Source organism: Providencia vermicola (genome assembly GCF_010748935.1).
Classification (GTDB): domain Bacteria; phylum Pseudomonadota; class Gammaproteobacteria; order Enterobacterales; family Enterobacteriaceae; genus Providencia; species Providencia zhejiangensis.
Map to the genome: position 1 here is coordinate 4,070,125 of NZ_CP048796.1, position 20,287 is coordinate 4,090,411.

At 43.8% G+C, this 20,287-nt stretch carries 19 protein-coding genes, 3 tRNA genes and 3 rRNA genes; 7 read left to right on the forward strand and 18 right to left on the reverse strand.

Annotated elements, in window-relative coordinates; translation table 11 throughout:
- Positions 1 to 134: 134 nt before the first annotated feature.
- On the reverse strand, positions 135 to 473 hold the full coding sequence (locus tag G3341_RS18440; protein ID WP_004915426.1) for a DUF413 domain-containing protein: 339 nt from the start codon (positions 471 to 473) through the stop codon (positions 135 to 137).
- A 111-nt stretch (positions 474 to 584) separates the two neighbouring features.
- Here G3341_RS18440 and hdfR point away from each other — a divergent pair, with 111 nt between their 5' ends.
- Positions 585 to 1,424 (forward strand): HTH-type transcriptional regulator HdfR, encoded by an 840-nt coding sequence (hdfR, locus tag G3341_RS18445; protein ID WP_154624507.1) that lies wholly within the window; start codon positions 585 to 587, stop codon positions 1,422 to 1,424.
- A gap of 857 nt (positions 1,425 to 2,281) precedes the next feature.
- On the opposite strand, the gene G3341_RS18450 is transcribed toward hdfR, so the two are convergent.
- The 6 genes from G3341_RS18450 to G3341_RS18475 all read right to left on the reverse strand — a co-directional run bounded on the left by G3341_RS18450 (position 2,282) and on the right by G3341_RS18475 (position 7,720).
- A tRNA-Trp gene (locus G3341_RS18450) sits at positions 2,282 to 2,357 on the reverse strand.
- 8 nt (positions 2,358 to 2,365) lie between these two features.
- Positions 2,366 to 2,442 (reverse strand) — tRNA-Asp (locus tag G3341_RS18455).
- A 55-nt stretch (positions 2,443 to 2,497) separates the two neighbouring features.
- A 5S ribosomal RNA gene (gene rrf, locus G3341_RS18460) occupies positions 2,498 to 2,613 on the reverse strand.
- 119 nt (positions 2,614 to 2,732) lie between these two features.
- Positions 2,733 to 5,638: ribosomal RNA gene (locus tag G3341_RS18465) — 23S ribosomal RNA — on the reverse strand.
- Between the two features lie 333 nt (positions 5,639 to 5,971).
- Positions 5,972 to 6,047 (reverse strand) — tRNA-Glu (locus G3341_RS18470).
- Positions 6,048 to 6,180: 133 nt separating this feature from the next.
- Positions 6,181 to 7,720 (reverse strand): 16S ribosomal RNA (locus tag G3341_RS18475).
- The 16S, 23S and 5S rRNA genes sit together here with 3 tRNA genes alongside, the layout of an rRNA operon.
- A gap of 555 nt (positions 7,721 to 8,275) precedes the next feature.
- On the opposite strand from G3341_RS18475, the gene G3341_RS18480 reads away from it, so the two are divergent.
- Positions 8,276 to 8,821, forward strand: a complete 546-nt coding sequence (locus G3341_RS18480) for a gamma carbonic anhydrase family protein (protein ID WP_154622872.1) — start codon at positions 8,276 to 8,278, stop codon at positions 8,819 to 8,821.
- Here the strand turns inward: G3341_RS18480 and G3341_RS18485 are convergent.
- Genes G3341_RS18485 through dprA form a run of 5 tightly spaced genes read right to left on the reverse strand, consistent with a single transcriptional unit; the run spans position 8,797 to position 12,098 of the window.
- A complete protein-coding gene (locus G3341_RS18485; protein WP_163863300.1) occupies positions 8,797 to 9,057 on the reverse strand; it encodes a DUF1488 domain-containing protein in 261 nt (86 codons plus the stop codon). The two genes, G3341_RS18480 and G3341_RS18485, sit on opposite strands and share 25 nt — an antisense overlap.
- On the reverse strand, positions 9,054 to 9,872 hold the full coding sequence (gene aroE, locus G3341_RS18490) for a shikimate dehydrogenase (protein ID WP_163863303.1): 819 nt from the start codon (positions 9,870 to 9,872) through the stop codon (positions 9,054 to 9,056). Before aroE ends, G3341_RS18485 begins: the two co-directional genes overlap by 4 nt.
- A 7-nt stretch (positions 9,873 to 9,879) precedes the next feature.
- The gene (gene tsaC, locus G3341_RS18495) at positions 9,880 to 10,449 is read right to left on the reverse strand and encodes an L-threonylcarbamoyladenylate synthase type 1 TsaC (RefSeq protein ID WP_163863305.1); all 570 of its coding nucleotides are present in this window, start codon (positions 10,447 to 10,449) and stop codon (positions 9,880 to 9,882) included.
- Between the two features lie 12 nt (positions 10,450 to 10,461).
- A complete protein-coding gene (locus tag G3341_RS18500; protein ID WP_163863307.1) occupies positions 10,462 to 11,001 on the reverse strand; it encodes a DNA topoisomerase family protein in 540 nt (179 codons plus the stop codon).
- A gap of 17 nt (positions 11,002 to 11,018) precedes the next feature.
- Positions 11,019 to 12,098 (reverse strand): DNA-processing protein DprA, encoded by a 1,080-nt coding sequence (gene dprA, locus G3341_RS18505; protein ID WP_154622877.1) that lies wholly within the window; start codon positions 12,096 to 12,098, stop codon positions 11,019 to 11,021.
- Between the two features lie 134 nt (positions 12,099 to 12,232).
- Here dprA and def point away from each other — a divergent pair, with 134 nt between their 5' ends.
- The 5 genes from def to mscL all read left to right on the forward strand — a co-directional run bounded on the left by def (position 12,233) and on the right by mscL (position 17,010).
- Positions 12,233 to 12,757: a peptide deformylase gene (def, locus tag G3341_RS18510; protein WP_163863309.1), complete on the forward strand. Its 525-nt coding sequence runs from the start codon at positions 12,233 to 12,235 to the stop codon at positions 12,755 to 12,757.
- 25 nt (positions 12,758 to 12,782) lie between these two features.
- Positions 12,783 to 13,730 carry a methionyl-tRNA formyltransferase gene (fmt, locus tag G3341_RS18515; RefSeq protein ID WP_163863310.1) on the forward strand — a complete coding sequence of 316 codons (948 nt, stop codon included), beginning with the start codon at positions 12,783 to 12,785 and terminating at the stop codon, positions 13,728 to 13,730.
- Positions 13,731 to 13,801: 71 nt separating this feature from the next.
- A complete protein-coding gene (gene rsmB, locus G3341_RS18520) occupies positions 13,802 to 15,088 on the forward strand; it encodes a 16S rRNA (cytosine(967)-C(5))-methyltransferase RsmB (RefSeq protein ID WP_163863312.1) in 1,287 nt (428 codons plus the stop codon).
- A 33-nt stretch (positions 15,089 to 15,121) separates the two neighbouring features.
- Positions 15,122 to 16,498, forward strand: coding sequence for a Trk system potassium transporter TrkA (trkA, locus tag G3341_RS18525; protein ID WP_163863313.1), 1,377 nt, complete (start codon positions 15,122 to 15,124; stop codon positions 16,496 to 16,498).
- A 101-nt stretch (positions 16,499 to 16,599) separates the two neighbouring features.
- On the forward strand, positions 16,600 to 17,010 hold the full coding sequence (mscL, locus tag G3341_RS18530) for a large-conductance mechanosensitive channel protein MscL (RefSeq protein ID WP_154624951.1): 411 nt from the start codon (positions 16,600 to 16,602) through the stop codon (positions 17,008 to 17,010).
- A gap of 3 nt (positions 17,011 to 17,013) precedes the next feature.
- Here mscL and G3341_RS18535 read toward each other — a convergent pair whose 3' ends face one another.
- From G3341_RS18535 to rpsK, 6 genes are all read right to left on the reverse strand, one after another.
- Positions 17,014 to 17,214 carry an alternative ribosome-rescue factor A gene (locus G3341_RS18535; RefSeq protein ID WP_167520927.1) on the reverse strand — a complete coding sequence of 67 codons (201 nt, stop codon included), beginning with the start codon at positions 17,212 to 17,214 and terminating at the stop codon, positions 17,014 to 17,016.
- A gap of 42 nt (positions 17,215 to 17,256) precedes the next feature.
- Positions 17,257 to 17,673, reverse strand: a complete 417-nt coding sequence (zntR, locus tag G3341_RS18540; protein WP_154624961.1) for a Zn(2+)-responsive transcriptional regulator — start codon at positions 17,671 to 17,673, stop codon at positions 17,257 to 17,259.
- Positions 17,674 to 17,800: 127 nt separating this feature from the next.
- Complete coding sequence (rplQ, locus tag G3341_RS18545; protein WP_154624952.1) at positions 17,801 to 18,187, reverse strand: 50S ribosomal protein L17; 387 nt, start codon at positions 18,185 to 18,187, stop codon at positions 17,801 to 17,803.
- 37 nt (positions 18,188 to 18,224) lie between these two features.
- Positions 18,225 to 19,214: a DNA-directed RNA polymerase subunit alpha gene (locus G3341_RS18550; RefSeq protein WP_004926425.1), complete on the reverse strand. Its 990-nt coding sequence runs from the start codon at positions 19,212 to 19,214 to the stop codon at positions 18,225 to 18,227.
- Positions 19,215 to 19,239: 25 nt separating this feature from the next.
- Entirely contained in the window at positions 19,240 to 19,860 is a 621-nt protein-coding gene (rpsD, locus tag G3341_RS18555) for a 30S ribosomal protein S4 (RefSeq protein ID WP_004265487.1), read from the reverse strand.
- A 34-nt stretch (positions 19,861 to 19,894) separates the two neighbouring features.
- Entirely contained in the window at positions 19,895 to 20,284 is a 390-nt protein-coding gene (gene rpsK / locus G3341_RS18560; protein ID WP_002919257.1) for a 30S ribosomal protein S11, read from the reverse strand.
- Positions 20,285 to 20,287: the final 3 nt, after the last annotated feature.

Genomic DNA, 20,287 nt, shown 5'->3' on the forward strand with positions numbered 1-20,287 from the left:
AGAATGCATGAAATGATGACGATATGCGATTAGATAAGCACACATTTGCAAGAATAACATGGTCGATAAGTCATACTAATATCCGATAAATAAACTAAGGGGCCTAAAGCCCCTCTGTAAATATATTGATGATATTAATCATCTGTATCTGTATAGTCATCTGAAGGGTCTATCTGAGGTTTACCGCCAGAGAGAGTATGAAAGCGTTTTGGACGATTTATACGGCTAGAATATTTCGCCCACACCTTTTCTTCAGGAGTTACTGGTTCCCTTTCGCCACGGCAAACTGCAACGAACAGTTTTTCTTCATCAGTCTGTGCAGCGCGTTTGCCAGAATCAAGCTCAGAAAAAGCTTGACCGTGACGTTCGAGTAACTGAGCTTCCTTGATGGTGAAATCACCATGACGAGAAAAGCCACGTGGGTAATGTTTATTATCAAAAAAACGATTAGTCGTGATGAAGCTTTCTGCCATCTGACACACTCCTAACTTATTACTGTCAACTCTTTATGGCGCGGAGTATTAGACAGCATTGACAATCTGTAAAACAAAACATTTAAATCATCACGACAAAAATTATTGGAGATGTATGTGGATACTGAGTTATTAAAAACTTTTTTGGAAGTCAGTAGAACCAGACACTTCGGCCGAGCCGCAGAATCACTATATTTAACACAATCTGCTGTTAGCTTTCGTATCAGACAACTTGAAACACAACTAGGCACAAACCTATTTACTCGGCATCGTAATAACATTCGATTAACGGCCGCGGGGGAGCGCTTAGTCCCCTATGCAGAATCGTTGATGAATACATGGTTACAGGCTAAAAAAGAGATCTCACATGCATCACAGCATACTGAACTATCAATTGGAGCGACCGCATCACTGTGGGAAGGCTATCTGACGGACTGGGTACAAGCATTATATGAACAGCATGATGAGCTACGATTAGAAGCGCGAGTATCAACGCGTCAATCACTCGTCAAGCAACTACACTCCAGAGAACTCGATTTGCTGATAGCAACGGAGCCACCGAAAATGGATGAGTTTGAAAGCACCATTATTGGTACGATTGAACTTCAGCTAATGGCTTCACAAAAAAATATTGCGCTAACAAATTATAATTATATCAAATTAGAGTGGGGAGCCGATTTCCATCCTCAAAATGATTCAGCTTTAACGCCTGATGACTCACCTGTCATGATAACGACATCAGCGCATATAGCCCGTCAATTACTCTCTGTATCACTTTCTGCTGCGTTTTTACCTTCTCACTGGAGTATCCAGTACCCTGGGCTAAAAACACTCTCAGAAAGTCCAATGACAAAACCACTCTACGCTGTTTGGCTACAGAAGAACGATCAACAAGCATTGATTAATCAACTAATAAAAACCCCTATTAAGAATGCTCAATTAATCCCATAAAATAAGCTCATCACGCCATGACGCTCGATTGTTTTATCGAGCGTCTAGTTTTTCAATAATGTTAATTTGCTCGAAAGTCACAGGCACATCAAAGAGCTATCCCATTTTATTGATATCTAAATAAGTTATCATTCCCTGCCAATAAAAAATGGTGATATTTGATAATACCCCTATCGCCCAAAATTAATGCTATTAAATTTTATGGGGTATTTACCGGCTTGGGTGAGCGACGGCAATGTCCTAAACATGCAATATATAAACATCATCACATCACTTGGCACGCTTCTTTAAAGTCATGGCATTAGTCATATTGGCTTAAACGAAGTCACAATCGAAAGGTATATAGGTAGGCAAACAAAAACCAAGTCTTCATGCCAGATAGATTAAAACAATCAAACCTTCTTAGCATGTAAGTAGAAAGAGAAAAATCGATAGAAAGCCGTTCCCATTAAAACCTAACAACACTGATAGGTCTAAATTGAGCTATCAATGACAGTAATAACTGCGCCGTTTAACGTCACAATGATATTCCGTTAATAAGCTACATTTAATCTTTAAGTTCATTCAGCGTGTTAGGGGATATTAATACAACCCAAAAGTCACTTTTAGGCATTTTAGCATTGAGGTAGGGTGTAACTGCTTATATACGCACTCTATTACTCAATTTGATCAAAGAGTGATAGTGTTCTCTTTAATCCCAAAATTGAGTCATTGACTGCATTATCAAAGGGTAATACAAGTGGGATGTCTGCTCGGTGGGAGATGGTGATGTGTCTGTAGGTTAGATAAAGAAAAACCCGATTAAAATAATCGGGTTATCAATAAGATACTTCTTTTATTTTTACTTAATTGGTAACTGGCAGGGGCGGAGAGGCTCGAACTCCCAACACCCGGTTTTGGAGACCGGTGCTCTACCAATTGAACTACGCCCCTAAATTAAGTGGCGGAACGGACGGGACTCGAACCCGCGACCCCCTGCGTGACAGGCAGGTATTCTAACCAACTGAACTACCGCTCCACTATTCTTTCGCCTAACGGCTGCTTATCGCTTCGCAATAAGTCTTTAATTTAATGTCTGGCAGTTCCCTACTCTCACATGGGGAGACCCCACACTACCATCGGCGCTACGGCGTTTCACTGCTGAGTTCGGCATGGGGTCAGGTGGGACCACCGCGCTATTGCCGCCAGACAAATTCGGTTTTCGTTCCCGTCGGCTTACACCAACCAGAACAGCAATCTTGAACAAGCTAATTTCTCGCACTCTGCGTGCGCTTCACAACGTTCTCTCTAAAACACCTTCGGTGTTGTCAGGTTAAGCCTCACGGTTCATTAGTACTGGTTAGCTCAACGTATCGCTACGCTTACACACCCAGCCTATCAACGTCTTAGTCTTAAACGTTCCTTTAGGACCCTTAAAGAGTCAGGGAAGACTCATCTCAAGGCAAGTTTCCCGCTTAGATGCTTTCAGCGGTTATCTCTTCCGCACTTAGCTACCGGGCAGTGCCATTGGCATGACAACCCGAACACCAGTGGTGCGTCCACTCCGGTCCTCTCGTACTAGGAGCAGCCCCTTTCAATCTTCCAACGCCCACGGCAGATAGGGACCGAACTGTCTCACGACGTTCTAAACCCAGCTCGCGTACCACTTTAAATGGCGAACAGCCATACCCTTGGGACCTACTTCAGCCCCAGGATGTGATGAGCCGACATCGAGGTGCCAAACACCGCCGTCGATATGAACTCTTGGGCGGTATCAGCCTGTTATCCCCGGAGTACCTTTTATCCGTTGAGCGATGGCCCTTCCATTCAGAACCACCGGATCACTAAGACCTACTTTCGTACCTGCTCGAGCCGTCACTCTCGCAGTCAAGCTGGCTTATGCCTTTGCACTAACCGCATGATGTCCGACCATGCTTAGCCAACCTTCGTGCTCCTCCGTTACTCTTTGGGAGGAGACCGCCCCAGTCAAACTACCCACCAGACACTGTCCGCACCCCAGATGATGGGGCCACGTTAGAACATCAAACATTAAAGGGTGGTATTTCAAGGTTGGCTCCATGCAGACTGGCGTCCACACTTCAAAGCCTCCCACCTATCCTACACATCAAGGCTCAATGTTCAGTGTCAAGCTATAGTAAAGGTTCACGGGGTCTTTCCGTCTTGCCGCGGGTACACTGCATCTTCACAGCGAGTTCAATTTCACTGAGTCTCGGGTGGAGACAGCCTGGCCATCATTACGCCATTCGTGCAGGTCGGAACTTACCCGACAAGGAATTTCGCTACCTTAGGACCGTTATAGTTACGGCCGCCGTTTACTGGGGCTTCGATCAAGAGCTTCTCCTTACGGATAACCCCATCAATTAACCTTCCAGCACCGGGCAGGCGTCACACCGTATACGTCCACTTTCGTGTTTGCACAGTGCTGTGTTTTTAATAAACAGTTGCAGCCAGCTGGTATCTGCGACTGGCTTCAGCTCCATCCGCGAGGGACTTCACCTAGCGCCAGCGTGCCTTCTCCCGAAGTTACGGCACCATTTTGCCTAGTTCCTTCACCCGAGTTCTCTCAAGCGCCTGAGTATTCTCTACCTGACCACCTGTGTCGGTTTGGGGTACGATTAATGATAATCTAGAGCTTAGAGGCTTTTCCTGGAAGCGGGGCATGAGCTACTTCGCCACCGTAGTGACTCGTCATCAGACCTCAGCATGTAGTGAACCGGATTTGCCTAATTCACCTGCCTACATCCTTAAACCGGGACAACCGTCGCCCGGCCAGCCTAGCCTTCTCCGTCCCCCCATCGCAATTATCACCAGTACAGGAATATTAACCTGTTTCCCATCGACTACGCATTTCTGCCTCGCCTTAGGGGTCGACTCACCCTGCCCCGATTAACGTTGGACAGGAACCCTTGGTCTTCCGGCGTGCGGGTTTTTCACCCGCATTATCGTTACTTATGTCAGCATTCGCACTTCTGATACCTCCAGCATGCCTCGCAGCACACCTTCACAGGCTTACAGAACGCTCCCCTACCCAACAACATTTACATGTCGCTGCCGCAGCTTCGGTGCATGGTTTAGCCCCGTTACATCTTCCGCGCAGGCCGACTCGACCAGTGAGCTATTACGCTTTCTTTAAATGATGGCTGCTTCTAAGCCAACATCCTGGCTGTCTGAGCCTTCCCACTTCGTTTCCCACTTAACCATGACTTTGGGACCTTAGCTGGCGGTCTGGGTTGTTTCCCTCTTCACGACGAACGTTAGCACCCGCCGTGTGTCTCCCGTGATAACATTCTTCGGTATTCGTAGTTTGCATCGGGTTGGTAAGTCGGGATGACCCCCTAGCCGAAACAGTGCTCTACCCCCGAAGATGAGTTCACGAGGCGCTACCTAAATAGCTTTCGGGGAGAACCAGCTATCTCCCGGTTTGATTGGCCTTTCACCCCCAGCCACAAGTCATCCGCTAATTTTTCAACATTAGTCGGTTCGGTCCTCCAGTTAGTGTTACCCAACCTTCAACCTGCCCATGGCTAGATCACCGGGTTTCGGGTCTATACCCTGCAACTTAATCGCCCAGTTAAGACTCGGTTTCCCTACGGCTCCCCTATACGGTTAACCTTGCTACAGAATATAAGTCGCTGACCCATTATACAAAAGGTACGCAGTCACACCTAAAAGGTGCTCCCACTGCTTGTACGTACACGGTTTCAGGTTCTATTTCACTCCCCTCGCCGGGGTTCTTTTCGCCTTTCCCTCACGGTACTGGTTCACTATCGGTCAATCAGGAGTATTTAGCCTTGGAGGATGGTCCCCCCATATTCAGACAGGATAACACGTGTCCCGCCCTACTCGTCGAGTTCACAACACCAACACCTTCGGATACGGGGCTATCACCCTTTACTGCCGGACTTTCCAGACCGTTCTCCTGATGCTGATGCTGATTAAGACTCTGGGCTGCTCCCCGTTCGCTCGCCGCTACTAGGGGAATCTCGGTTGATTTCTTTTCCTCGAGGTACTGAGATGTTTCAGTTCCCTCGGTTCGCCTCGTTTGACTATGGATTCATCAAACGATAGTGCAACGAATTGCACTGGGTTTCCCCATTCGGACATCGTCGGCTATAGCGGTTCATATCACCTTACCGACGCTTTTCGCAGATTAGCACGTCCTTCATCGCCTCTGATTGCCTAGGCATCCACCGTGTACGCTTAGTCGCTTAACCTCACAACCCGAAGGTGTCTTCTGACAACGAGTGACTGCGCTTCATGATTTCTTTGTTGGGCAGTGCTCGCAATGCTCACGTACTTTAAGTACGCTGCGCTTGCTGCGCGCTGGCCGCCTCGAACTCATTTCGCTCGTCGACTCGATGCTTCGGAAAACAGCATTCAAGTTGAGATTTTTGAGAGACTCTCACATTGTTTAAGCGATAAACAATGTGCGTTGTTTCAATTTTCAGCTTGTTCCAGATTGTTAAAGAGCATAATTGTTAAACTAACTCAGTGAATTAGTTTAATCATTATTGAGGACATCGTCTTTCACTCGATATCGGCGCAATTGGCGTCCCCTAGGGGATTCGAACCCCTGTTACCGCCGTGAAAGGGCGGTGTCCTAGGCCTCTAGACGAAGGGGACACGAAATATTGCACAACCATGTTGTGGCCTATTTCATGCAAGTCTTACCCTGTGGTAAGTCTCCCACGTATAGCCTATTGCTCTACTTTTCATCAGACAATCTGTGTGAACACTTCACAAAACACTTCAATGGTAAGGAGGTGATCCAACCGCAGGTTCCCCTACGGTTACCTTGTTACGACTTCACCCCAGTCATGGATCACAAAGTGGTAAGCGCCCTCCCGAAGGTTAAGCTACCTACTTCTTTTGCAACCCACTCCCATGGTGTGACGGGCGGTGTGTACAAGGCCCGGGAACGTATTCACCGTAGCATTCTGATCTACGATTACTAGCGATTCCGACTTCATGGAGTCGAGTTGCAGACTCCAATCCGGACTACGACGTACTTTATGAGTTCCGCTTGCTCTCGCGAGGTCGCTTCTCTTTGTATACGCCATTGTAGCACGTGTGTAGCCCTACTCGTAAGGGCCATGATGACTTGACGTCATCCCCACCTTCCTCCGGTTTATCACCGGCAGTCTCCTTTGAGTTCCCGACCGAATCGCTGGCAACAAAGGATAAGGGTTGCGCTCGTTGCGGGACTTAACCCAACATTTCACAACACGAGCTGACGACAGCCATGCAGCACCTGTCTCAGAGTTCCCGAAGGCACCAAAGCATCTCTGCTAAGTTCTCTGGATGTCAAGAGTAGGTAAGGTTCTTCGCGTTGCATCGAATTAAACCACATGCTCCACCGCTTGTGCGGGCCCCCGTCAATTCATTTGAGTTTTAACCTTGCGGCCGTACTCCCCAGGCGGTCGATTTAACGCGTTAGCTCCGGAAGCCACGCCTCAAGGGCACAACCTCCAAATCGACATCGTTTACAGCGTGGACTACCAGGGTATCTAATCCTGTTTGCTCCCCACGCTTTCGCACCTGAGCGTCAGTCTTTGTCCAGGGGGCCGCCTTCGCCACCGGTATTCCTCCACATCTCTACGCATTTCACCGCTACACATGGAATTCTACCCCCCTCTACAAGACTCTAGCTGACCAGTCTTAGATGCCATTCCCAGGTTAAGCCCGGGGATTTCACATCTAACTTAATCAACCGCCTGCGTGCGCTTTACGCCCAGTAATTCCGATTAACGCTTGCACCCTCCGTATTACCGCGGCTGCTGGCACGGAGTTAGCCGGTGCTTCTTCTGTCGGTAACGTCAATCGTTGATGATATTAGCATCAACGCCTTCCTCCCGACTGAAAGTACTTTACAACCCTAGGGCCTTCTTCATACACGCGGCATGGCTGCATCAGGCTTGCGCCCATTGTGCAATATTCCCCACTGCTGCCTCCCGTAGGAGTCTGGGCCGTGTCTCAGTCCCAGTGTGGCTGATCATCCTCTCAGACCAGCTAGGGATCGTCGCCTAGGTGAGCCATTACCCCACCTACTAGCTAATCCCATATGGGTTCATCCGATAGCGCAAGGCCCGAAGGTCCCCTGCTTTGCTCCTTAGAGATTATGCGGTATTAGCCACCGTTTCCAGTAGTTATCCCCCTCTATCGGGCAGATCCCCATACATTACTCACCCGTCCGCCGCTCGTCAGCGAGAAGCAAGCTTCCCCTGTTACCGCTCGACTTGCATGTGTTAGGCCTGCCGCCAGCGTTCAATCTGAGCCATGATCAAACTCTTCAATTAAAAGTGTTTGATGCTCAAAGAATTAAACTGACTACATTCTTTCATATATGAATTAACGTGTTAGTCACTCTTCAAGACTTAAAATCAAATATTTTTTTGATAGTGTCCTGTGAGTGCCCACACAGATTGTCTGATAAATTGTTAAAGAGCGTTGCGACTTTATCTTTCGATATTAACCGTTTAGGTTGTTGTCGCGAGGTGTCGTATACTACGTTTTTCTGTCAGAAAGTCAAGTGATTATTTTCAACTTTTTCTCTCTTTTTCACCTCAGTCATCACGAGGGTTTCTTTTTCAACCTGACCACCGAAGCGGTTTGTCGTGACAACGGATGCGCATTATAGGGAGTCAGAAAATTCTGGCAACCCTTTTTTTGAAAAAAAATACTGTTTGAAGATAAAATCATCATTATGTTTTTTTTTCTAGCAATATGATGCTGAAATAGACAACGAAAAGATACTTTGAATACTTTACCTTTTGCAGATTAAACATCTTCATTGTATGTATACATATTAACTATGCTTTTAACACTACCATTTATTGACTATGGCGACTGCTATGAATAAACATTTAAGACCTTATTTAGGTATTTACCCAACTACTGGCACTGACGTATTTATCGATCCTTCCGCTGTTGTTATCGGAGATGTTCGCTTAGCCGATGATGTAAGTATTTGGCCTCTGTCTGTATTACGTGGTGATGTGAATTATATTGAAATTGGATCTCGCACGAATATACAAGATGGTTCAGTCTTACATGTTACCCATAAGTCAAAACACAACCCTGACGGTAACCCGTTAATTATCGGTGAAGATGTCACTGTCGGCCATAAAGTGATGCTGCATGGCTGTACCATTGGGGATCGCGTTTTAGTTGGAATGGGGTCGATTGTATTAGATGGTGCAATTATTGCGGATGACGTTGTTATAGGTGCTAATAGTTTAGTTACCCAAGGTAAAAAACTCGAAAGTGGCTACCTATATGTCGGTAGCCCAGCAAAAGCGGCCCGCAAACTGACTGAAGGGGAGTTGGAGCATTTGCGCTATTCCGCTAATAACTATGTTCAATGGAAAAATGACTACTTATCATCAGGCAAAGAGTAATCATTACCATTGTCTAAAAGGTCTTGAGCGATCAAGACCTCAAACTCTTCTTCTATATCCCAACGGTGAGTTTGAAATAATGCTAATGGTTCGGCTCCCATCCCATATCTTTTATATAGTAACCTGTCCGATATGACGCAATGCGCTAACATTCCATTAATTAATACTGGAAATCGTACCTTTCCAGTCATTACATCCCATTCTTCTCTATCTGGGAATTGAATTGCTTGATTCATTTTTTCAATTCCTTCTGTAACGCATACAAGACTGGTTCCATATCTGGCAGTACACCATGCCATAACTTAAAGGCAAAAGCGGCTTGCCCAACGAGCATTCCCAAGCCGTCAGCAAGCTGTTCAACATTATAAGCTTTCGCAAAAGATAAAAATGGCGTTAATGATTGTTGATAGAACATGTCATAACAAGCGACTTGCTTAGAAAATACCGCAGGATCAAGTTCAGGAATTTCCCCACTAACGCCAGAAGATGTTGCGTTGATGATAAGATCAAAAGTCGCAGTTTTGATCTCATCGATCGGCTGTGCGGTAATTGTTCCAAAACTTGCAAATTGGTTTACTAATGTTTTCGCTTTAGAGAAAGTTCTATTTGTTAGCGTTATTTCACACCCAAATTCCAAAAGTGGTAACAGCGCTCCGCGAGTTGCGCCACCAGCACCAATCATTAATATTTTACTATCCGTACGAATAAACTTCAGCCGTTGCAGGTCTAATAATAGACCTACACCATCCGTGTTATCACCTAAGAACCGATGGTCATCAAGTTTCATGACCGTATTGACAGCACCACATGATTGAGCCCGTTCTGTTAGTTCTGACATCATGTGATGTGCTCTTTCTTTAAAAGGAAGAGTGATATTCGCTCCTTTTCCTCCTTGAGCAAAAAACTCAGAGAGTTGTTGCTCAAATTCATCTATCGGAGCCAGAATACGTTCATACTCCAACGAGATCCCTGTTTGTTGAGCAAACATCTGATGAATGATAGGAGATTTACTATGTGCAATCGGATGGCCAAAGACGGCATACTTATCCATAAAATAGTTATCCTTTTCGGTATAATTGCCCAGTTTTAGCATCACGAATTTCTGATGGGTTTTGACGTCCACCTACAGCCCCATCCAGTACAGGGATACTTCCCGCAAACTGCTCTATAACTTCATGGGTCGTTCTACAAGGCTCCTTTCCACTCAAATTTGCGCTCGTTGATACCAATGGTTTTCCATATTCTCGGCAAAGTGCTTTTACTAACTTATGGTCAGTCACCCTTACCGCCAAAGTATCAAAGCGACCCGTTAACCATTTAGGTGTAGATGGCTTCGCTGGGATAACCCACGTAACGGGGCCAGGCCAGCTTTCAAACATGACTTGTTTTTGTTCATCTGTTAGCTGATTATCATCAACGTAACTTTTCAATTGCTCATAATTATCAGCAATGAGAATCAACCCTTTTTCCCAAGGACGTTGTTTCAATTCAAGTAATTTATTGACCGCTTGTTCACTATCGGGGTCACAGCCAAGTCCAAAAACAGCCTCTGTGGGATAAGCGATAACATCCCCTTTATTAAGGGCTGTGATAATATTTTCAATTGTAGGTGTAGATTTATTTTGCATCTTTTTAACTCATTATTCTTTCTGTGGTTTACCACATCGTTTACTGGCACAAAATAATCTTACTCCTTGAGCACCCCTTTTTTCCATAAGTAATGGATAATGACAATGCTCACACTCGCCAGATACGGGCTTGTTATTAAGAATAAATTGGCAGGATGGATAGCTATCGCAAGCATAAAATGTCTTACCAAACCTAGATTTACGTTGCAACAGATGCCCTGTTTGACACTGAGGGCAAGAAACTTTCGTTTCATCTGGCTTATCAATTAATTCTATATGCTCACATTCAGGGTAGTGACTACACCCAATAAACATACCAAATCGCCCTTGTTTCAAAACGAGATCATAACCACATTGAGGGCATGCCTGTCCTTCTAATACCTTTATTACATGGCTTTCTGCTGAAGGGCGCATAGGTTTGACATAATGACACTGCGGATATGAAGAACACGCAAAAAAAGGTCCATGTGCACCATTACGAATAACCAATACCGCACCGCATTCAGGGCAATGTTCATTTTTTTCTGTTTCAAAAGGCAATTGCTTTGACATGATTTTCTCTTAGCCAACTAACTTAATTTTATATATCCACCAGCAACTGAAGCGATCACACCATCTATTTCTAATTCAGTCAAAATAGAAGTCACTTCTGTTATGGGCTGTTGTGCGCGCTCAGCAATAACATCTGCGGGTAAAGGATGATACTCAACCATACTCAATATTTTGTTTTCTGTCAGATTAAATTCAGAATTAATTTCTTCTTTAATTAACGATTCGACAGGCAACCAATTCAGTCCGGCCTCTAGATGAGGTTTAATATCTTCGGGATCAACTAATAAATACGCGCCTTGCTGCAATAACCAATGATTGCCACTGAAAGCGGGATCTCCTAACGGTGCGGGTATCGTAAAAAGATCTCTATTTTGTTCAATAGCATAGCGTGCTGTTATCAATGAACCACTTTTCATACCTGCCTCAATAACAACGGTGGCTTTACTTAAACCACTAATGATTCGATTTCGCCGAGGAAATTGCTTAGGGAGTGGCGGTGTATGAGGTAAATATTCAGAAATTAATGCGCCTTCTTCTTTTATTTTTTCCGCCAAAAAAATATGTTGCTTGGGGTAGATATTTGCGAGTCCACTACCTAAAACAGCGATTGTTTTCCCTTTTTCATTTAATGCCGCCCGATGACTAACAACATCGATTCCAAAGGCTAGCCCACTCGTAATCGTTAAACCATAACGTGTAAATTCTTTGGCAAACAGCTCGGCCCATTTACGGCCGTAAGCACTCGTTTGGCGGCTACCAACGATTGCAATCTGTGCTGTTGCAATTAATTCCCTTTGCCCGATGACAAACAACACCAGCGGAAAATTCGAGATTTGTTTTAGCAAAAGGGGATAGTGTGAATCATAAAAGGTGATCAGCTGGTGCTCTTCTTTTTCCAACCATTTAATCGTTTGAGTTAACTTGGTCGAAGAAAAATGTTGAAACTGTAAGCATTGCAACTCATTCAGCCCACATTCTCGTAAGATAGGCAGACTAACTTTCTCTAATAAGAGTAGCTTGTTAATTATTCTTAATGCCTTATGCGGTGATAACCGGCTGACTTGAGACATTCTTAACCATATTTCTTGAGAATCCATCGCATCTTCCTGACGTTATAATAAATGAGTTCATCAATGAACAAATCATCACCAATACTGTCAATATGACCAATAAATGTCTAGAATAGGCATTAATTCTTATTCACTTTTTTGGACGCTGCTCGAAAAAATTTATGTCAGTATTAAACGTATTACATTACCCAGACGAACGCTTACGCACTATTGCTAAGCCAGTAGAAAAAGTAGATGCCGAAATTCAACGTATTATCGATGATATGTTCGAAACGATGTATGAAGAAGAAGGTATCGGTCTTGCTGCGACCCAAGTTGATATTCATCAGCGGATCATCGTTATTGATGTTTCCGAAACGCGTGATGAACGACTGGTATTGATCAATCCTGAATTACTCGACAAATCAGGTGAAACAGGTATAGAGGAAGGCTGTCTCTCCATTCCTGAACAGCATGGATTTGTCCCAAGAGCCGAAAACGTTAAAATTCGAGCTCTCGACTATAATGGCGAAACGTTTGAACTTGAGGCCGATGGCTTACTCGCTATTTGTATTCAACATGAGATGGATCACCTTGTTGGGAAACTATTTGTCGATTATCTCTCTCCATTAAAACGCCAACGTATCCGCCAAAAAGTTGAAAAGTTGGATAGAATGAGAGCTAAAGAAGCCAAAATAGCTAAATAGATAGATTTATACAGGGAACATAAACGTGTCAGAATCATTAAAAATTATCTTTGCAGGTACACCTGATTTTGCTGCTGGTCATTTAGCTGCTTTGCTTAACACTAAACATCAGGTTGTAGGTGTCCTCACTCCACCAGATAAGCCCGCGGGAAGAGGAAAGAAGCTGACACCTAGCCCTGTAAAAGTATTAGCGCAAGAAAATAATATTCCCGTTTTTCAGCCTACTACACTGAAAAAGGAAGAAAACCATCAATGGATCAAAGAGCAAAATGCTGATTTGATGATTGTTGTTGCTTATGGCTTTATTTTGCCAAAAGCCGTTTTAGATATCCCCCGTTTAGGTTGCCTAAATGTCCACGGCTCACTACTACCTCGCTGGCGTGGGGCTGCTCCTATTCAACGTTCTATTTGGGCGGGTGATGCTGAAACGGGCGTCACGATTATGCAAATGGATGAAGGCTTAGATACCGGTGATATGCTCTATAAAGCGAAATGCCCTATCCTGCCAGAAGATACTAGCGCAACACTCTATCAAAAATTGGCTGTTATTGGTCCAGAAGCCCTAATACACACCTTAGATCTGATATCTAGCCAACAATGCCTTCCTGAAAAACAGGACGATTCCTTAGCAAATTATGCAGAGAAATTATCTAAAGAAGAAGCGCGTATTGATTGGCAATTATCAGCAGAGCAGATAGAACGTTGTGTTAGAGCGTTTAATCCTTGGCCTATGAGCTATTTTATGGTTCAAGATCAACTGATAAAAGTTTGGCAGGCTGAAGTGATTTCAGAAAATCACAGTGAAAAACCAGGTACGATTATTAGCGCCGATAAAAATGGTATATGTGTCGCCACTGCTAGCGGAAAATTGAATATCGTTCAATTACAGCCTCCAGGTAAAAAAGCCATGGCAGCACAAGATCTATTAAACTCTCGCCGTGAATGGTTCGCTCCTGGAACACTACTTAATTAAAACACCAATAAATTTGCCTGATAATATATTCAGGCAAATTTATTTCGTGACGAATAGACTCACCCTCATTTATGAAGAATACATATAACTTGCGTAGCATCGCAGCAATAGCCATTGGTCAAGTCATTGACAAAGGCCAATCCCTAAGTACGGTACTACCTGAATTACAAAAAAATATTAGCGATAAAGATAAGTCTCTATTACAAGAGATCTGTTTTGGTGTTCTCCGCTATTTACCTAAACTTGAATGGTTTGTTAGCCAACTAATGGAAAAACCACTGACAGGTAAGCAACGAACATTACACTACCTCATTATGGTTGGTATTTATCAGCTACTCTATACACGTATTCCAGCTCATGCAGCCCTTGCTGAAACAGTCAATGGAGCCGTTGCATTAAAACGTCCTCAACTAAAAGGGCTTATCAATGGTGTATTGCGTTCATTCCAAAGACAACAAGCTCAGTTAGAAGAACGTAGCGCAAATCATAATAGTCAATATTTACATCCTAGTTGGTTACTAAAAAGACTGCAAAACGCATACCCTAACGAATGGCAATCCATTGTTGAAGCGAACAACCAACGTCCACCTATGTGGTTGAGGGTTAACGCTCAACATCATAGTGCTGAACAATACCAAAAGCTGTTGGAAGAAATAGGAATTACATCTGAGCGACATCTTAAACACCCTTCCGCATTAAGGCTATCTGAACCAACTTCAGTAGCAAAACTACCCGGCTTTGATGATGGCTGGTCTACAGTACAAGATGTCTCCGCCCAAGGTTGTGCCGAAATACTTGCACCTCAAAATAATGAACATATTCTCGACCTATGTGCAGCACCTGGCGGTAAGACAACTCATATCTTAGAAATAGCACCAAAAGCGCATGTTGTGGCTGTCGATATTGATGAATCTCGCCTAAAACGCGTAAACGAAAATTTGTCGCGACTCAAGCAACATGCTGTTGTTATTCAAGGTGATGGAACTACTCCTGAGCAATGGGCTGAGGGTAAATTGTTTGATCGCATATTGCTTGATGCACCATGTTCAGCAACCGGTGTTATTCGACGTCACCCAGATATAAAATGGTTAAGACGAGATTCTGATATTAATGAACTCACCGTTCTTCAAGCAAAAATACTCGAGTCTATTTGGCCATATTTAAAAGTAGGCGGTACTCTTGTCTATGCAACTTGCTCTGTTATGCCCGAAGAGAATAGCCTGCAAATAAAAAACTTTTTAGCTAAACACCCGGAAGCTAAACTGAATGATGGCACAAGTGCAGGATTACAAATACTTCCCAGTGAAACAGGGGGTGATGGTTTCTTCTACGCACGCCTAGTAAAGCAAATAAATTAACTGGATAAGGCTTGTCTAAGATAGGAATATTCAATGAAAATCATTATTTTAGGTGCAGGACAAGTTGGTGGAACTCTCGCTGAAAATCTAGTAGACGAAAACAATGATATTACTGTCGTTGACACGAATGCTGATCGCTTGCGTCAATTACAAGATCAGTTTGATCTTAGAGTCGTCAATGGTCACGGCTCCCACCCACGAGTACTCCGTGATGCGGGAGCTGAAGATGCAGATATGTTAGTCGCAGTGACTAATTCAGATGAGACTAACATGATCGCATGTCAAATTGCCTATAGTCTTTTTAATACCCCGAATAAAATCGCGCGTATTAGAGCAACTGAATATATCCGTGAAGCAGACAAGCTATTTTTACCTGAACAAATTCCTATTGATTATTTAATCTCTCCGGAACAATTAGTCATAGACTATATTTACAAACTAATCCAATACCCTGGCGCACTCCAAGTAGTTAATTTTGCCGAAGGTAAAGTCAGTATTGTTGCGGTTAAAGCCTATTATGGCGGTTCACTCGTGGGTAATGCTCTATCAAGCTTACGTGAACACATGCCACATATTGATACCAGAGTCGTAGCAATATTCCGTCAAGATCGTCCTATAAGACCTCAAGGCTCGACCATCATTGAAGCTGGAGATGAAGTATTTTTTGTCGCTTCAACACAACATATTCGCGCTGTCATGAGTGAATTACAACGTCTAGAAAAACCTTATAAACGTTTAATGATAGTAGGTGGCGGTAATGTTGGTGCAGGCTTAGCAAAACGGCTAGAAAAAGATTATAGCGTCAAACTAATAGAGCGTAATCAACAACGCGCAACAGAACTGGCTGAACTACTTCATGATACGATCGTGTTTTATGGTGATGCTTCTGATCAAGAGTTATTAACCGAAGAGCATATTGAGCAAATGGATGTATTCATAGCCCTAACTAACGACGACGAAGCAAATATCATGTCGGCTATGTTAGCTAAAAAAATGGGGGCTAAAAAAGCCATGGTCTTAATTCAACGCACCGCTTATGTTGAATTAGTTCAAGGAGGGGTGATTGATATTGCTGTATCACCACAGCAAGCAACAATCTCGGCATTACTTGGTCATGTCCGAAAAGCCGATATTGTCAGCGTTTCCTCATTAAGAAGGGGGGTTGCTGAAGCCATTGAGGCAATTGCACACGGAGATGAAAATACATCTAAAGTTGTAGGAAAGAAAATTTCAGATATTAAGCTTCCACCGGGGACAATTATTGGCGCTTTAGTTAGAGAAGATGAAGTTATTATTGCCAATGATTATCATATTATTGAACAAGGTGATCATGTCATCATGTTTATTACAGATAAAAAATATGTACCTGACGTTGAAAAACTATTTCAGCCTAGCCCTTTCTTTTTATAAAAATAAAATGACGATTCATTTGCAGCTTAATTGATCTAGGTACTATAATTTGTTAACTAAATATTTATTTTATGAAACAGAGTTTTTAATTAGGGGGTCAAATGAGTTTTTTAAAAGAGTTTCGTGAATTTGCAATGAAGGGCAATGTTGTCGACATGGCTGTCGGTATCATTATTGGTGCAGCATTCGGTAAGATTGTTTCTTCATTAGTAGCTGATGTCATTATGCCCCCTCTCGGCTTATTAATTGGCGGGGTCGACTTTAAACAATTCAGTGTTATTTTAAGGGCGGCTGAAGGAGATATGCCTGCTGTTGTTCTTAATTATGGTATGTTTATTCAAACGGTATTTGATTTTGTTATTGTCGCATTTGCTATTTTCATGGCAATTAAAGTGATGAATAAAGTACGTCGCGAAAAAGAAGCAGAACCTGAAGCGCCACCGGCACCGAGTAAAGAAGAAGTTTTATTATCAGAAATTCGTGATTTATTAAAAGAACAAAATAAAAAGTAATAACTAAAAAGCCAGTGGTAATACGTAGAATAACTTATTACCACTGGCCTCCCAGTTACCATTTCTTTGATGTTTACCTTTCCGAGTATAGCTTCCTTTTCCTTTCTTATTTTTTTCAACTCGTTGCCTAAATAATGGGTCGTGTAACAATGCTTCAATTGCATTATCTTTTATCTGACCACGTTTATGTTGATATTGGCTCATGGTATATACCTTCCTATAACAATAAAACTAAATGGTAATCAACTAATAGACTTTGGATGCACCCTTTTCAAGAATCTCCATTATCGAACAATATGTTGTTGCGTGTTCCTCGCCACAGCAAGCGGAGCTAAGCATCTTCAAAGAATCACGCATAATAATAAGTTCTTGGATCTTTTTTTCAACTTCAAACAGACGCAAATCAACAATTTTTTTTGACTCTTGGCATGTATGATGTTCAGGATCGACTCTTATCGATAAAAGCTCAGTAATCGCTTCCAAAGTAAAACCTAATTGCTTTGCATAACGGATGAAACGCAGCCGTTGCAGATCTTGATCCGTATACAAGCGATAACCGCCTTCAGTCCTAAGCTTATGCCCCATCAGACCTTGCTTTTCATAAAAGCGGATCGTATCAGGGGTAACATCAGCAAGACGAGCAATTTGCCCTATTTTATACATACTCATGGGTACTCCACTTTAAATAAGGTCTAAATGGAATAAATCAAGGATGATGTTCAGTGGAAGATAGAATAGCAGGTACAAAAAAACCGGGCAAATATACCCGGTTTTTTTGATAGCAAACAGATTACTCTGCAGCTACTTCTTGAGACTCAACAGCACGGTCAACAAGCTCGATGTAAGCCATCGGAGCATTGTCACCAGTACGGAAGCCACACTTAAGAATACGAGTGTAACCGCCCGCACGCGCTGCAAAGCGAGGTCCCAATTCATTAAACAATTTTGCCACGATCTCGTTATCACGAGTACGGGCGAATGCCAGACGACGATTAGCTACGCTGTCGGTCTTGGCAAGAGTAATCAGCGGCTCAACGACGCGACGCAGTTCTTTCGCTTTAGGCAGAGTCGTCTTGATGATTTCATGACGAACTAAAGAACCTGCCATGTTACGGAACATAGCTTGGCGGTGGCTGCTGTTGCGGTTCAATTGACGACCACTCTTACGATGGCGCATGACCTTATCCTTCTCAGTAAAACCTTAACCTGTGATCCTAATCATCAGCAATACTTGCTGGTGGCCAATTTTCTAAGCGCATGCCCAGAGAAAGACCACGAGATGCCAAGACGTCCTTAATTTCAGTAAGAGATTTCTTACCAAGGTTAGGCGTTTTAAGCAACTCAACTTCAGTACGCTGTACCAGATCACCGATGTAGTGGATAGCTTCTGCTTTAAGGCAGTTAGCAGAGCGGACAGTCAATTCCAGATCGTCAACTGGGCGCAATAAGATAGGATCGAACTCTGGTTTCTCTTCTTTAACTTCAGGCTGACGAACATCACGTAAGTCAACAAAAGCTTCAAGTTGTTCAGCCAGGATAGTCGCTGCACGGCGAATCGCCTCTTCAGGATCGATTGTACCGTTAGTTTCCATTTCGATAACTAACTTATCCAAGTCAGTACGTTGCTCAACACGAGCTGCTTCAACATTGTAGGCAATACGCTCTACAGGGCTATAGCAAGCATCGACTAACAAACGACCAATTGGGCGCTCATCTTCTTCCGAATGTACTCGGGCAGAAGCCGGCACATAACCACGACCACGCTGAACTTTGATACGCATATTGATTGATGCGCTTTCGTCTGTCAGGTGGCAGATAACGTGCTGTGGCTTGACGATTTCGACATCGCCATCATGGACGATGTCGGCTGCAGTCACAGGGCCAATGCCAGATTTATTCAAGGTTAAAATAACTTCATCTTTCCCCTGAACTTTTACCGCCAGCCCTTTCAGGTTGAGGAGAATCTCCAGGATATCTTCCTGTACACCTTCTTTGGTGCTGTACTCATGCAGTACACCATCAATCTCAACCTCTGTCACCGCACAACCCGGCATAGACGAAAGCAGAATACGGCGCAGTGCGTTACCAAGAGTATGACCGAAGCCACGCTCTAAAGGCTCAAGGGTCACCTTGGCGTGCGTCGAACTCACTTGCTCGATATCTACCAGGCGCGGTTTTAGAAACTCTGTCACAGAACCCTGCATTGTGTCCTCTCTTTGGTGCTAAGCTTTACTTAGAGTAAAGCTCGACGATCAGGTGTTCGTTAATGTCCGCAGACAGGTCAGTACGTTCAGGAATACGTTTGAACACACCTTCCATTTTAGCAGCATCAACTTCCAGCCAAGTTGGCTTCTCACGCTGTTCAGCCAGCTCTAAAGCAGCCTTAATACGAGACTGTTTTTTCGCTTTCTCACGAACGCTGATAACGTCATTCGGGGAAACCTGATAAGAAGCGATATTAACTACTCGACCATTTACCATGATAGCCTTGTGGCTAACCATTTGACGTGCTTCTGCGCGAGTTGCGCCAAAGCCCATACGGTAAACGACGTTATCAAGACGGCCTTCCAGCAGAGTCAGCAGGTTTTCACCTGTGTTGCCTTTCAGACGTGTTGCTTCTTTGTAATAGTTACGGAATTGACGTTCTAGAACACCGTAAATACGACGAACTTTTTGTTTTTCACGTAACTGAACACCGTAGTCAGACAGACGCGGTTTACGCGCGCCGTGCTGGCCAGGTGCTTGTTCTAATTTACACTTGGTGTCAATCGCGCGAACACCAGACTTCAGGAAGAGGTCTGTTCCTTCGCGACGGCTCAGCTTGAGCTTAGGACCCAAATATCTAGCCATTTTCTTTCTCCAACAGTCCTAAAAACGAAACGTATTAAACGCGACGTTTTTTCGGTGGGCGACAACCGTTATGAGGGATAGGAGTCACATCAGTAATATTTGTGATGCGGAAACCTGCGGCGTTCAGAGCACGAATTGTTGATTCGCGACCCGGACCCGGTCCCTTAACCATAACTTCCAGGTTCTTGATACCGTATTCTTTCACGGCTTCTGCGCAACGCTCTGCTGCAACCTGAGCTGCAAACGGAGTGGATTTGCGAGAACCACGGAAACCGGAACCACCGGCAGTTGCCCAACCTAATGCGTTACCCTGACGATCAGTAATAGTAACGATTGTGTTGTTGAAAGAAGCATGGATATGAGCCACACCGTCTGAGACTTGTTTTCTTACACGTTTACGTGCACGAATTGGTGCCTTTGCCATTAT

Bases quoted from the DNA above. Each gene is read 5' to 3' on its own strand.
- trkA (WP_163863313.1), top strand. From the start codon at position 15,122: ATGAAAATCATTATTTTAGGTGCAGGACAAGTTGGTGGAACTCTCGCT.
- rsmB (WP_163863312.1), top strand. From the start codon at position 13,802: ATGAAGAATACATATAACTTGCGTAGCATCGCAGCAATAGCCATTGGT.
- G3341_RS18535 (WP_167520927.1), bottom strand. From the start codon at position 17,214: ATGAGCCAATATCAACATAAACGTGGTCAGATAAAAGATAATGCAATT.
- G3341_RS18550 (WP_004926425.1), bottom strand. From the start codon at position 19,214: ATGCAGGGTTCTGTGACAGAGTTTCTAAAACCGCGCCTGGTAGATATC.
- G3341_RS18485 (WP_163863300.1), bottom strand. From the start codon at position 9,057: ATGAATCAAGCAATTCAATTCCCAGATAGAGAAGAATGGGATGTAATG.
- zntR (WP_154624961.1), bottom strand. From the start codon at position 17,673: ATGTATAAAATAGGGCAAATTGCTCGTCTTGCTGATGTTACCCCTGAT.
- G3341_RS18480 (WP_154622872.1), top strand. From the start codon at position 8,276: ATGAATAAACATTTAAGACCTTATTTAGGTATTTACCCAACTACTGGC.
- G3341_RS18500 (WP_163863307.1), bottom strand. From the start codon at position 11,001: ATGTCAAAGCAATTGCCTTTTGAAACAGAAAAAAATGAACATTGCCCT.
- def (WP_163863309.1), top strand. From the start codon at position 12,233: ATGTCAGTATTAAACGTATTACATTACCCAGACGAACGCTTACGCACT.
- tsaC (WP_163863305.1), bottom strand. From the start codon at position 10,449: ATGCAAAATAAATCTACACCTACAATTGAAAATATTATCACAGCCCTT.
- rplQ (WP_154624952.1), bottom strand. From the start codon at position 18,187: ATGCGCCATCGTAAGAGTGGTCGTCAATTGAACCGCAACAGCAGCCAC.
- dprA (WP_154622877.1), bottom strand. From the start codon at position 12,098: ATGGATTCTCAAGAAATATGGTTAAGAATGTCTCAAGTCAGCCGGTTA.
- rpsK (WP_002919257.1), bottom strand. From the start codon at position 20,284: ATGGCAAAGGCACCAATTCGTGCACGTAAACGTGTAAGAAAACAAGTC.
- mscL (WP_154624951.1), top strand. From the start codon at position 16,600: ATGAGTTTTTTAAAAGAGTTTCGTGAATTTGCAATGAAGGGCAATGTT.
- hdfR (WP_154624507.1), top strand. From the start codon at position 585: ATGTATGTGGATACTGAGTTATTAAAAACTTTTTTGGAAGTCAGTAGA.
- rpsD (WP_004265487.1), bottom strand. From the start codon at position 19,860: ATGGCTAGATATTTGGGTCCTAAGCTCAAGCTGAGCCGTCGCGAAGGA.
- aroE (WP_163863303.1), bottom strand. From the start codon at position 9,872: ATGGATAAGTATGCCGTCTTTGGCCATCCGATTGCACATAGTAAATCT.
- G3341_RS18440 (WP_004915426.1), bottom strand. From the start codon at position 473: ATGGCAGAAAGCTTCATCACGACTAATCGTTTTTTTGATAATAAACAT.